Below are 12212 nucleotides of genomic sequence, written 5' to 3' on the forward strand. Positions count from 1 at the left end.
GTGGAAGAATCCCGCGAGTGGAGAAGGTGACCTACGGGGACGTGCTCAGGTCGCCCGGAACGGTACCCCTTTACATCGCGGCCTTCCTCGCGCGAATCCCGCTGATGGCCCTGCCGCTCGTCCTCACGCTGCTCGTCGTCGAGGGCCTGGACGGCAGCTACGGACAGGCCGGGCTGATCGCCGCCGCCGAGACGGTGGGAGCCGCGATCGGCGCCCCGTGGCGCGGTCGCCTGATCGACCGGCTGGGCCTGCGCCGGGCGTTGCTCCCGTCGATCGCGGTGCTCTTCGTCGTCTACCCGCTCGCGGCCGTCTCCACCTATCTGTGGCTGCTCCCGCTGGCGTTCGTCGCCGGGCTGTTCATCGCCCCGGTGCACTCGATCGTGCGGATCTCGCTCGCCGCGAGGCTGCCCTCGAGTCATCACCGCAGCGCCTTCGCGCTGGACTCGGTGTGCGCGGAGGCCTCCTTCATCATCGGTCCGGCCGCGGCGGGCGCTCTCGTCGTGGCCGCCTCCCCGCAGGTGGCGTTGGTGGCGGTCGCCGGCACGGTTGCGATCGGCCTCGGCATCCTGTGGCGGCTCGACCCGCCCACCCGCAGCGCCGACTCGGTGGCCGTGGCCCGTGAGCCCGGCACGCGCTGGCTCACCACCGACCTGGTGTTCCTCTTCCTCATCTCCGGCGGCGCGATGATCGCACTCATGGCCACCGACCTGGGCATCATCGCCGTCCTGCGCGAGCTCGACGCGGTCGGGCTGGTCGGCGTGGTCTACCTCGGCTGGGGACTCTCCTCCCTCGTGGGTGGGCTGATCTACGGCGCCCGGCCCGCGTCGATCCGTCCTTCCTATCTGTTGCTGGCGATGGGCGTCCTGACGATCCCGATCGGCATCGCCCACACGCCGTGGGTCCTGGCCGTCGCGTGCATCCCGGCTGGTCTGCTCTGCGCGCCGATCATGACTGCGTGCAGCGAGTGGATCGCCAAGCTCACCGACGAGGCGTGGCGGGGCGAGGCGATGGGCTACCAGGCCACGGCGTTCACGGTCGGCGGGGCGGTCGCGGCACCGCTCATCGGCCTGGCCATCGACCACGAGGGAGCGGCGGCCGGATTCGCGGTCGGCGGCGGTGCGGCCCTGCTCATCGCCCTGGGGTCCCTGGCGGCCCAGCGCTCGCGTCGCCCGGCCGAGGTCAGCGAGACCTGAGCGCTCAGGCGATCAGGAAGCCGTCGGCGACGAGCTCGGCGACGACCGGGGCGTACGTGCTCCTGACCTGCGCGGCGTCCTGGTCGAGCAGCTGGGCGATCGCGTCGAGGATCTGCCCCGCCGTGAGGTCGCCGTCGCTGGCCGACAGCAGGCCGGCCTCGATCGTGTCGAGCTGACGCGAGGCGCGCAGCCCCGACAGCCGCAGGGCGCGGATCACGGCCGGGTCGGGCGCCCCGACGGGACCGGCCGTCTCCTGCCCCACGTCGTCGCCGACGCGCCAGCGCCGGTCGAGCACGTCGCCGGCGTCGAGCGCGTCGGTGCGCCCGGCCCACGCCGCGAACTCGGGGCCGACGGGCTGGGCGACCGGACCCGTGTACTCCTCGATCCGCACCTGCGGCACGGCGCGACCGGCCTTCCGCAGGGTGATCCAGCCGAAGCCCATGGCCTCGATCCGCTGCTCGGCGAACCACGTGAGCCACCGGTCGTAGCGCTCGCGGTGGCCGTCGCCGTGGCGCAGGCCCGCGTCGGCCAGCCACATCTCGGCGTACTCGGGCAGGTCGACGCGCTCGCGCTGCACGACCCAGGCGTCCAGGCCGGTGGGCTCGATCCAAGCGCCGAGCCGCTCCTGCCACGGGACGCCGTCCTCGTGGATCCACGCCGCGAGCACCTGGCACCAGCCGCCGTCGTTCAGGTGGGCGTCGGCCTGCGTGACGATGCGCCGCACGACCTCGTCGCCCGGGAACCCGGTCTCGCGGTAGACCAGCCGGTCGCCCTCGGGCGGCGAGACGACGAACGGCGGGTTCGTGCTGATCAGGTCGAACCGCTCGCCCTCGACCGGATCGAAGAGGCTGCCGTCGCGCACGTCGACGTCGATCCCGTTGAGCGCCGCGGTGAGTCGCGTGAGCTCGACGGCGCGGGCGTTCACGTCGGTGGCGATGACCTCGCGGGCGTGGGTGGCCAGGTGCAGCGCCTGGACCCCGCACCCGGTGCCGAGGTCGAGCGCGCGGCCGACCTCGGGGCGCACCGTCAGCTGCGCGAGGGAGGAGGAGGCCTCGCTGATGCCGAGCACGTACGACGGATCGCGCGGGTTCTCGCGACCGTCGAGGCCGGGCGTCAGGTCGCAGACGACCCACCAGTCGTGCTCCTCGTCGCCGTACGGACGCAGGTCGAGCAGGGCGCGGGCGTCGTCTCCGTCGACCTCGACGAGGCCGAGCGCGCGTGCCGACTCCCAGGCGGCGCCGAAGGCCGACTCGGCGTGAGCTCGCGGGACGACGGCCTGCAGCTGGAACAGCCGGACCAGGGTCGAGAGAGCCGAGCCGTCGGTGGTCGCGCGGAGTCCGGGCGTGGTCTCGTTGCGGGCGAGGGCGCGCCAGGCGGCCTCGCCGAGCACGCCGTAGACGGCGTCGACGGTGAACCCCGCGATCGCCTCGCGGAGCCTGCCGACGTCCGGGCCCGTCACGGTCAGGAGACCAGCTCGTCGATCGAGGTGTGCAGCCCGAAGACCTTGTCCAGGCCGGTGATCGCGAAGATGCGCAAAAGTCGCTCGCTGGTGCAGATGATGTCGAGGGAGCCGTTGTCGGCGCGCACGCGCTTCAGGGCCCCGACGAGCACGCCCAGTCCCGTCGAGTCGAGGAATGCGACGTTCTCGATGTCGATGACCAACCGGGTGTGTCCGTCGTCGATCGCTCCGACGACGACTTCGCGAAGGCGCGGCGCGGTGTAGACATCGATCTCCCCCGCGACCTCGACCACGTGGAACGGAGGTGACTCCCGTTCGGTGAGCGTGAGATCCATGTCCGAATTCAATCATCCGGGGCCGCTTCTCCCCAGTCGAATGCGCGCGCCGGGCCTGTCAGGTGCGTGCGGGAGACTTCTGTCCATGCCCCTGCACCCCGTTCTCGCCCGCCATGCGGAGCGGCTCGTGCACGTGCAGCACCACCCCGCGGTGGAGCCCGTCGTCGAGCCGTGGCCCGCCTGGATCGACCCCGAGGTCCGCGAGCTGTTCGCCGCCGAGGGCGCCGAGGTCCTGTGGGGGCACCAGGCCGAGGCCCTCGCGGCCCTGTACGACCGGCGCCACGTCGTGGTCTCCACCGGCACCGCGTCGGGCAAGTCGCTCGTCTACCAGGCGGCGGCGCTCCAGGCGCTGCGCGAGGGCCGTGGCGGCTCGGGGCTCACGGGTGCCCGGCGACCGTCGGTGCTCTACCTCGCGCCCACCAAGGCACTCGCGGCCGACCAGCTGCGCCGACTTCCCACCGGAGTGCCCGGCCTGCGGCCCGCCACGGTGGACGGCGACAACAGCCGCGAGGAGCGCAGCTGGGCACGGGACCACGCGAACTGGGTGCTGGCCAATCCCGACATCCTGCACCGCACGATCCTCCCCCAGCACGACCGCTGGGCCCGCCTGCTGGCCGGTCTGCGCGTGGTCGTGATCGACGAGTGCCACCACTACCGCGGGGTCTTCGGTGCGCACGTCGCCCTGATCCTGCGCCGACTCCGGCGAATCTGCCGGCACTACGGCGCCGACCCCCTGTTCGTGCTGTCCTCGGCCACGGTGGCCGAGCCGGCGGCGTCGGCCGAGCGGCTCATCGGCGCTCCGGTCACCGCCGTCACCGAGGACGCCTCGCCCCACGCCGCGCGCACCGTGGCCTTCTGGCAGCCGCCCCTGCAGGCAGCGCGCGACGACGGGGTGGAGGTGCGCCGGTCCGCGGGGTCGGAGGCCGCCGACCTGCTGACCGACTTCGTCGTGGGAGGCACCCGCACCCTCGTGTTCGTGCGCTCGCGCCGCGGTGCCGAGCAGCTGGCCATGGCCACGTCGCGGGCGCTGGCCGAGGTGGAGCCCGAGCTCGCCGGGCGGGTGGCCACCTACCGCGGCGGCTACCTCCCGGAGGAGCGCCGCGAGCTGGAGGGCCGATTGCGCTCGGGCGACCTGCTCGGCCTGGCCAGCACCAACGCCCTCGAGCTGGGCATCGACATCGCCGGGCTGGACGCCGTCGTGACCGTCGGCTTCCCCGGCACCCGGGCAGCCCTTTGGCAGCAGTGGGGGCGTGCGGGACGCGCCGGCGTCGACTCGGTGGGTGTCATGATCGCCCGCGACGACCCGCTCGACTCGTTCCTCGTGCACCATCCCGAGGCGGTCCTCGGGGCGCCGGTCGAGGCCACCGTGTTCGACCCCGAGAACCCCTACGTGCTCGGCCCGCACCTCGCCGCCGCCGCGCAGGAGCTGCCGCTCACCGAGGCCGACTTCGGCCCCTTCGGCCCGCGTGCCGCCGAGGGGGTCGCCGCGCTCGAGGCCGCCGGCATGCTGCGTCGCCGCGCTGCCGGATGGTTCTGGACCAGCCGCGAGCGCGCCGCCGACCTGGCCGACATCCGCTCCGCCGGTGGGCACCCCGTGCAGATCGTCGAGGGCAGCACCGGGCGCCTCGTCGGCACCGTCGACGCCGGGTCCGCCGACGCCGAGGTGCACGAGGGGGCGATCTACGTGCACCGCGGCGAGGACCACCTCGTCGAGTCCTACGACCCCGAGCAGGGTGCCGCCGTGGTCCGGCGCGCCGACGTGCACCACACCACGAGCGCGCGCAGCTCCACCGCCGTGACGGTCATCGAGGAGCGCCGCCGGGTGGAGTGGGGCCCGGCCACCGTGGCCTTCGGCGACGTCGAGGTGGCCAGCCAGGTGGTCGGCTACCAGATCCGCGACCGCAGCACGGGTCGCGTGATCGGCGAGGAGCCCCTCGAGCTGCCCGAGCGGACCCTGCCCACCGCGGCCGTCTGGTGGACGCTTGACCCCGACGTCGCCGGCGCGCTGATGGATCCCGAGCTGCTGCCCGGTGCGGCGCACGCCGCGGAGCACGCCGCGATCGGCATCCTGCCCCTGCTGGCCACGTGCGACCGCTGGGACATCGGCGGGCTGTCCACGGCCTACCACCCCGACACGGGCCGGCTCACGGTGTTCGTCCACGACGGCCATCGCGGCGGCGCCGGGTTCGCCGAGCGTGGGTACGAGCAGATGGCCGCGTGGCTCCGGATGACCCGTCAGACCATCGCCGACTGCCCCTGCCGCGACGGGTGTCCGTCGTGCGTCGTGTCGCCCAAGTGCGGCAACGGGAACCACCCGCTCGACAAGGCCGGAGCGGTTCTGCTGCTCGACGCCGTGCTGTCGTCCGCACCCGCCTGAACGGCGACCGCGATTGGCACTTCTTGGCCTCGGATGCAAGGGTTGACAGGTTTGCACACCACCCTTTCCGACCATGAGAGGTAGTTACTGATGCCCAGCGGCACCGATCGAACCACCACCGACATCTTCGAACCGGAGGTGGAACACCGGCCAGAATCCGCGCTCGACCGCGTCGTCTTCGGCGTCGCTGCCGCACTCGCCCTGGTCGTCGTGCTGTGGGGCATCATCGACCAGGCCTCGCTCGGCGACCGTGCCTCGCAGGCCCAGTCGTGGGTGATCGAGTACACCGGTTGGCTCTTCGTCATGTCGACCACCGGATTCGTGGTGTTCGCGATCTGGCTGGCCGCCAGCCGCTACGGCAAGATCCCGCTGGGCCAGGACGGTGAGCGTCCGGAGTTCCGGACCACCTCGTGGATCGCGATGATGTTCAGCGCGGGCATGGGCATCGGCCTGATGTTCTGGGGCGTCGCCGAGCCGCTGACGTTCTACCTCGCCCCGCCGCCCGACACGGCCGCGGCCGGCTCCGACGCCGCCGTCCAGGTGGCGATGTCGCAGACCCTGTTCCACTGGACGCTTCACCCGTGGGCCGTCTACGCGGTCGTCGGCCTGGCGATCGGCTACGGCACGTTCCGTCTCGGTCGCCCGCAGCTCATCTCGGCCGCGTTCACCCGGGTGCTGGGCCGCCGCCAGACCGAGGGCCCGATCGGCAAGGCCATCGACATCATGGCCATCTTCGCCACGCTGTTCGGCTCGGCCGCCTCGCTGGGCCTGGGCGCCCTGCAGATCGGTGCCGGCATCGAGCACAACGGGTGGGTCGAGTCCGTCGGCGAGACGCTCGTCGTCTCGATCATCGTGGTGCTGACGATCCTGTTCATCCTCTCGGCCGTGTCCGGTGTCGCCAAGGGCATCCAGTGGCTCTCGAACATCAACATGGTGCTGGCGCTCGCCCTCGCGGCCTTCGTCTTCATTGCCGGCCCCACGCTGATGATGCTCAACCTCATCCCCACGTCGATCGCCGACTACGTGGCCTTCCTGCCCGAGATGGCCGGACGCACCAACGCCAGCGGTGGCGACGACCTGGCCGACTGGCTCGGCGCGTGGACGATCTTCTACTGGGCCTGGTGGGTCTCCTGGACCCCCTTCGTGGGCATGTTCATCGCCCGCATCAGCCGGGGCCGCACGATCCGTCAGTTCGTCACCGGCGTGCTGCTGGTGCCCAGCATCGTCAGCCTCATCTGGTTCGCCATCTTCGGCGGCGCGGGCATCAGCGAGGCCGACGCGATCTCCGGCGGCGAGTCGTCGGTGAACTCGAACTACGCCCTGTTCGACCTGCTGCAGCAGTACCCGGTCCCGGCGATCACGACGGTGCTCGTGATGATCCTCGTGGGCATCTTCTTCGTGTCGGGCGCCGATGCCGCCTCGCTCGTGATGGGCACCCTGTCGCAGCGCGGCTCGATCCACCCGTCGACGTGGACCGTCGTCTTCTGGGGTGGCCTGACCGGCGCCGTGGCGGCCATCATGCTGCTCATCGCCGACCCGGGCGACCCGGTGGCCCTGCAGGGTCTCCAGGCGCTGACCATCGTGGCGGCGCTGCCGTTCCTGCTGGTGATGGTGCTGCTGTGCGTGTCGCTCTACCGCGACCTGCGCCGCGACCCGATCATCCTGCGCGAGGACCTGGGCCAGACCCTCGTCGAGGACGCCGTCCTGGCCGGCGTCGAGCAGCACGGTGAGGACTTCGCCCTCGTGTTCGAGGAGACGACCCCCACCGAGGACGACGCGAACGAGCTCGACGCGAACGAGCTCGACGCGGCCGAGCTCGACGCCACCGAGGACGCTCAGAAGTAGTCCTGGGGCTCCGCCCCCGCCGGTCCTCACTCGAGGTACCAGGCGGGGGCGGCCCGGGCCCGCTGGTCGGACATCCAGCGTCCGATCCACCAGCGCGGGCCCACGGCCCGTGCGGTGACCGTGGCGACGTCGGCGTCCATGCGGCACGCCCGCAGCCGGGCGCCGTTCCCGGCCGCCACCGAGCGGGCGACGCCACAGGGCTCCTCCCCCTCGACGCTGGCACGCGACGCGGCGAGTGCCGACAGGTCGGCGGCGGCCGCGGCCTGCTGCCGCAACGAGACGGCCAGCGCGACCTGCAGGCACGTGAACGCCACCAGGCTCAGCAGCGCGACGACGGCGGCGGCCTGCACCGTGGCCGAGCCGCGATCCGACCTCATTCGACCACCGCCACGGAACGACCCTCGAGATCGAGGCGGACCTGCGGCACGAGCGGCAGCCGCGCCCGGTACCTCACCGTGACGCCGGCCCGGCCGTCCTCGAGCGACACTCGGAAGCGCGCGCCGGGCACGGCCCGCTCGACCGCGCGCCGCGCCTCGTCCGGCGGCTGACCGCGAGCGATGAGTCGCGCCGCCTCGCGCGACGCGTCGGACACCCGCATCTGCGTGACACCCAGCGAGACGACCCACACGAGGACGAAGGCGACGAGCACGACGAACGGCAGCACGACCACGGTCTCGGCGGTGACCATGCCGCGCTCGTCGCGCCTCACCACGGCCATCGGACGAGGTCGGTCAGGGGCGAGGCGAATGCCCGCGTGAGCTGCTGGGCGACGAAGTCGTGCGCCCATCGACCGACGACCGCCTCGGGGCCCCCGAGGATGACGCCCGCGATGGTGACGGCGCCGAGGGCGCCCACGGCGTATTCGGCCGTGACCTGGCCCCGCTCGCTCGTGGCGGTTCGGTGAGGACGATGCATGTCCCTCCTCCGGGATCGGGCGGCCGCGGCACCCGGGTGGGTGCCGCGGCCACGGGGTCAGAACGGCAGCAGGTCGGGGATCCGGCTGATGAGGTCCTGCACCAGCTCGCCGAACCACTCGGACTGGCCGACCTTCACCAGGACGCCGCCGATCGTGCAGGCGCCCAGCGTTCCGACGGCGTACTCCGACGTGCTCATCCCCCGCTCGTCGGCTCGGTCGGCGTGGCGGCGCAGGGCGGTGATCAACTTCATGGGAGTCCTTCCAACGGATGATGTGACACCCGAAGATGGGCTGCTGCGCCGCGGATGTGCGGGGGTCGCGGCGGGCTGGGGACAACCCGCGCGGGCCGGCGCCCACATGGGGACAAGTCAGAACCGGACCGACCCCAGGACCGCCAGCACGGTGGGCGCCACGCCGACCAGGACGAACGCCGGCAGCAGGCACAGCCCCATCGGAAGGGTGGTGCGGACACCCACCCTTCCCACCGCCTCACGCCGTTGCGCGCGATCGGCACGCCGGAGGTCCTCGGCGGCGTCGCGGATCAGCGGGACGACGGCTGCTCCGGACGCCTCCGCCCGCGCGAAGGCCCGTCCCACCGGCTCCAGGACGTCGCCGTCGAGGGACCTCCACGCCGTGGCCGGGTCGGCCGCGAGACGCACCCGGTGGGCGAGGGCCGAGAGCTCGTGTCCCACGGGACCCGGCGTCTGCCTCGCGACCGACAGGACGGCCTCGTGCGGCGACCGGCCCGCCGCGAGGACCGCCGCCACCAGGTCGAGCGCCAGCGGGGCGCCCCGGACGAGCAGGACCCTGTGCCGCGACTCGCGCGAGGACTCCCAGCGCCCCACGTGCCGGCGCACCAGGGGTGCGACCGCGACGCCGGCCAGGAGGCCGACGGCTCCGAAGAGGATCCAGCCGGCCACCGGGACGCAGGCCGCGACGAGCACGGCGCGGTCGAGCCGCCGCGGCGTGGCGTCACGACGGAGCCGTCGGCGGCGACGGCGCGCCGGACCGGGCCACACCAGCAGCAGCGCTCCCGCGACCAGCAGGCCCGCGGTCATCCGCCGGCCTCGAGGAGGTCGGCGATCCGCTCGATCCACAGCACTCCGGCCACCGCGAAGGCGACGCCGAGCGCGACACAGAGTGCCCCGGCGGCCGTGGTGGTGACGACCCGCAACGGGTCGACCCCGAGCCCGGTGCCCAGGCCGAGCCCCAGGGGCGGCATCGCGACCACCAGCAGTGCGGTTGCCCGGGCCGGGGCCACACCGGCGGCCAGCTCGCGGTCGAGCTCGCGCTCCTCCCGCGCCGCCTCGCGCACCCGCTCCAGCGTGTCCGCGAGGGGTACGCCGCACGTCTGCGACACCGCCCAGGCCCGGCCGAGCGACCCGATCGAGCCGGCACCCGGGCGGCGGCCGACCTCCAGCAGGGCGGCCGCCACATCGCCCCCGGTCGTCGCCGCCATCGCGGCGGGGCGCAGAATCGGCGCCTCACTCTCGAGTCGTTGAACGGCCAGGGCCGGAGGGATCCCGCTGCGGAGCTCGCCGACCAGACCATCGATCACCACCTGGCACTCGTCCCGGACGGCGAGGCGGGCGAGACGGGCCCGCGACCGGGCGAACCGGACGCCGGCGGCCACGGCCACCGCCGTCCCGGTCCAGGCCAGGATCGTGGGCGCTGGGGGCAGCATGGCCAGGCTGAGCGCCGAGCCGAGGCCCGCCAGCGCGACGAAGGTGCGTGGACCCGGCCGACGTCGGGCGCTCCGCTCAGTGCGCAGGCGCACCCAGGACCACGGCGGCCGCCAGACCAGCGCCGCGGCCACCGCCAGCAGCGCCCCGAGCTCCCTCACGGGTCGACGGCCCTGCCGCGGTGGACCCGCACCCGCGGTCGCACGATCAACCGGCCACGTGGGTCGGTGCCGAGGTCGGCCAGCGCGGCGACCTCACGCCGCCCGTCGCCGTGGCGGACAACGTGGACGACGGCGTCGAGTCCCGCGGCGACCTGGGCGTGGACCGCGTCGCGACTGAGCCCGGCGGCAATGCCGAGCGCCTCCATCCGGGCCGGTACGTCGTCGGGTGCGTTCGCGTGCACCGTGCCGCAGCCACCTTCGTGACCGGTGTTGAGCGCGGCCAGGAGATCGACGACCTCGGCACCGCGCACCTCGCCCACCACGATCCGGTCGGGGCGCATGCGCAGGGCCTGGCGGACGAGGTCGCGCAGGCCGACCGTGCCCGCTCCCTCGACGTTCGGCGGTCGGGCGACGAGCCCGACCACATGCGGGTGTCGCGGGCGCAGCTCGTCGGAGTCCTCGACCACCACGATCCGCTGCTCGACCGGCACGAGTCCGAGGAGGGCGGCCAGCACCGTGGTCTTCCCGGTCCCCGTGCCGCCCGTGACGAGGAAGCTGCGGCGGGTGGCGACGAGCTCGCGCAGCGCGGCGGCCATCGGCGGTGCGACGGAGCCGCCCGCCTCGAGCTCGGCCAACGTCATCGCGCGCCGTGGCGGCACGCGCAGCGAGATCACCGTGCCAGTGCGGGCCACCGGCGAGAGCACGGCGTGCAGCCGGGTGCCGTCACCGAGCCGGCCGTCGACCCACGGCGAGGCGTCGTCCAGCCGCCGTCCTGCAGTGGCGGCGAGCCGCTGGGCCAGGCGGCGCACCGTGGGCTCGTCGGCGAAGGTGACGTCGGGCCGCAGCACCAGTCCGTCGCCCGCGTCGACGTAGACCCCGTCGGCGCCGTTGACGAGGACGTCGGTGACGCCAGGCAGATCGAGCAGCGGCTGCAGCACGCCGGCACCGAGCACCTCGCTGCGGAGCTGCTCGACGATGCCGAGCACCGTGGTGGTCCCCCACAGCTGGTCCTCGGCGCGCAACGCCTCGGCCACCGAGTGCGGCGTGGGCTCGGCCCCCGATGCGGCCAGCCGTCGGCGGACCCGTTCGACCACCTCGGGACGGACGCCGCTCACCGCAGCCCGACCGTGTCGAGCACCCGGCGCGCCGCGCCCACCACGGTGCGGGCGTGGATCGGGCCGAGACCGTGCTCGAGGTCGGCCGCCAGCCGACGCGAGGTGCCGAGGTCGGCCAGCACGGGCAGACCCAGCTCCTTGCCGACGGCGGCTGCCGGCATCCCCGACGGGGCGGCGCGGGTGACGATCGCGACCGCACCCGACCATGACGCGAGCCTGTCGACGAGGGCGCGCGCCGCGACGAGGCCGCGGAGCCGGCGTGGCACGACGACCACGGTGAGCACGGATCGCGACACCAGCTCGCGACCGAGGTCGTCGAGGTGCCGGGGCACGTCGGCGACCACGACGTCGAACCCCCGCATCGCGGCACTGATCACCGGTGCGCTGCCGTGGACCGGTCGACCGGCCCGGCCGAACGACACGAGCGCGAGGCCGCGGTGCACGGGCAGGTTCTCGACGAGCTCGGCCGCACCCACGTGGCCCACCGCCCCGTCGAGGTCGTTCCAGCGCGACCCGTCGACGGCCTCGGCACCCGTGACGAGATCGAGCCCGCCTCCCATCGGGTCGCCGTCGACGAGCACCGGCCTGAGGTCGCGCCGGACCGCCAGTCCGGCGGCGGCCGCGGCCAGCGTGGACGCACCGACCCCGCCGCAGGCCCCGACCACCGCGATCGCGCACGCCTCCCCGGAGCCGTCGAGCGCGCGCACCAGGGCCCCCACGATCGCGGCGTCCTCGTCGTCGGCCAGCACGTCGCGCGCGCCCAGGTCGAGGGCGGGACGCCAGGCCTCCCTCGGATCTCCGGCGACGACGACCACCTCGTCCCGCCGCGGCAGGTCGACCGCGAGCAGCGAGTCGAGGCTGCGCGCGTCGACCAGCACGGCCGAGGCCGACCGCCACGCGCGGCGGACGTCCTGGGCCACAGCCAGGGTCTCGGGCTCGCGCCCGGCGGCCGCGCACCAACGCCGCGCACTCTCCGCGAAGGACTCGTCGTGGGTGACCACCAGGGGTGCGGCGGGAGGTTCGCGTACGTCCATGGCTCCACCCTCGTGAACCAGAAGGCGGAGCGGGAGGGGTCGCGCGGGGCCTGTGGACGGCGCGACGAGTGTGACGCAGCGTGTGGACGAATGTC

Annotated in this window: 13 protein-coding genes; 3 read left to right on the forward strand and 10 right to left on the reverse strand. The window is 73.8% G+C overall.

The features are described 5' to 3' along the window. Nucleotides 1-41 precede the first annotated feature (41 nt). On the forward strand, nt 42-1193 hold the full coding sequence (locus B5D60_RS06800) for an MFS transporter (RefSeq protein ID WP_269456879.1): 1152 nt from the start codon (nt 42-44) through the stop codon (nt 1191-1193). Nucleotides 1194-1197: 4 nt separating this feature from the next. Here the strand turns inward: B5D60_RS06800 and B5D60_RS06805 are convergent, their stop codons facing one another. Together B5D60_RS06805 and B5D60_RS06810 are read right to left on the reverse strand one after the other, a co-directional pair. Further along, nucleotides 1198-2652 carry a DUF7059 domain-containing protein gene (locus B5D60_RS06805; protein ID WP_078699458.1) on the reverse strand — a complete coding sequence of 485 codons (1455 nt, stop codon included), beginning with the start codon at nt 2650-2652 and terminating at the stop codon, nt 1198-1200. Nucleotides 2653-2654: 2 nt separating this feature from the next. Beyond that, nucleotides 2655-2987, reverse strand: coding sequence for an STAS domain-containing protein (locus tag B5D60_RS06810; protein WP_078699459.1), 333 nt, complete (start codon nt 2985-2987; stop codon nt 2655-2657). 85 nt (nt 2988-3072) lie between these two features. On the opposite strand from B5D60_RS06810, the gene B5D60_RS06815 reads away from it, so the two are divergent. Further along, nucleotides 3073-5364 carry a DEAD/DEAH box helicase gene (locus tag B5D60_RS06815; RefSeq protein WP_078699460.1) on the forward strand — a complete coding sequence of 764 codons (2292 nt, stop codon included), beginning with the start codon at nt 3073-3075 and terminating at the stop codon, nt 5362-5364. 90 nt (nt 5365-5454) lie between these two features. Next, the gene (locus tag B5D60_RS06820) at nt 5455-7209 is read left to right on the forward strand and encodes a BCCT family transporter (RefSeq protein ID WP_078699461.1); all 1755 of its coding nucleotides are present in this window, start codon (nt 5455-5457) and stop codon (nt 7207-7209) included. Nucleotides 7210-7235: 26 nt separating this feature from the next. Here B5D60_RS06820 and B5D60_RS06825 read toward each other — a convergent pair whose 3' ends face one another. From B5D60_RS06825 to ssd, 8 genes are all read right to left on the reverse strand, one after another. Further along, on the reverse strand, nt 7236-7586 hold the full coding sequence (locus B5D60_RS06825) for an Rv3654c family TadE-like protein (protein ID WP_078699462.1): 351 nt from the start codon (nt 7584-7586) through the stop codon (nt 7236-7238). Further along, nucleotides 7583-7918 carry a TadE family type IV pilus minor pilin gene (locus B5D60_RS06830; RefSeq protein ID WP_231948987.1) on the reverse strand — a complete coding sequence of 112 codons (336 nt, stop codon included), beginning with the start codon at nt 7916-7918 and terminating at the stop codon, nt 7583-7585. Before B5D60_RS06830 ends, B5D60_RS06825 begins: the two co-directional genes overlap by 4 nt. Then, nucleotides 7915-8124, reverse strand: a complete 210-nt coding sequence (locus tag B5D60_RS06835; protein WP_078699464.1) for a DUF4244 domain-containing protein — start codon at nt 8122-8124, stop codon at nt 7915-7917. The genes B5D60_RS06830 and B5D60_RS06835 overlap by 4 nt, the downstream gene beginning before the upstream one ends. Nucleotides 8125-8181: 57 nt before the next feature. Further along, nucleotides 8182-8376: a DUF4244 domain-containing protein gene (locus B5D60_RS16925; protein WP_172806287.1), complete on the reverse strand. Its 195-nt coding sequence runs from the start codon at nt 8374-8376 to the stop codon at nt 8182-8184. Between the two features lie 117 nt (nt 8377-8493). Beyond that, nucleotides 8494-9183, reverse strand: coding sequence for a type II secretion system F family protein (locus B5D60_RS06845; protein ID WP_078699466.1), 690 nt, complete (start codon nt 9181-9183; stop codon nt 8494-8496). Then, nucleotides 9180-9968, reverse strand: a complete 789-nt coding sequence (locus B5D60_RS06850) for a type II secretion system F family protein (RefSeq protein WP_078699467.1) — start codon at nt 9966-9968, stop codon at nt 9180-9182. The genes B5D60_RS06845 and B5D60_RS06850 overlap by 4 nt, the downstream gene beginning before the upstream one ends. Further along, nucleotides 9965-11083 carry a TadA family conjugal transfer-associated ATPase gene (locus B5D60_RS06855; protein WP_197684420.1) on the reverse strand — a complete coding sequence of 373 codons (1119 nt, stop codon included), beginning with the start codon at nt 11081-11083 and terminating at the stop codon, nt 9965-9967. Before B5D60_RS06855 ends, B5D60_RS06850 begins: the two co-directional genes overlap by 4 nt. Further along, nucleotides 11080-12117: a septum site-determining protein Ssd gene (ssd, locus tag B5D60_RS17035; RefSeq protein WP_197684421.1), complete on the reverse strand. Its 1038-nt coding sequence runs from the start codon at nt 12115-12117 to the stop codon at nt 11080-11082. The genes B5D60_RS06855 and ssd overlap by 4 nt, the downstream gene beginning before the upstream one ends. Nucleotides 12118-12212 lie beyond the last annotated feature (95 nt).

The sequence above is a fragment of the Aeromicrobium choanae genome (genome assembly GCF_900167475.1).
In the GTDB taxonomy this organism is placed as follows: domain Bacteria; phylum Actinomycetota; class Actinomycetes; order Propionibacteriales; family Nocardioidaceae; genus Aeromicrobium; species Aeromicrobium choanae.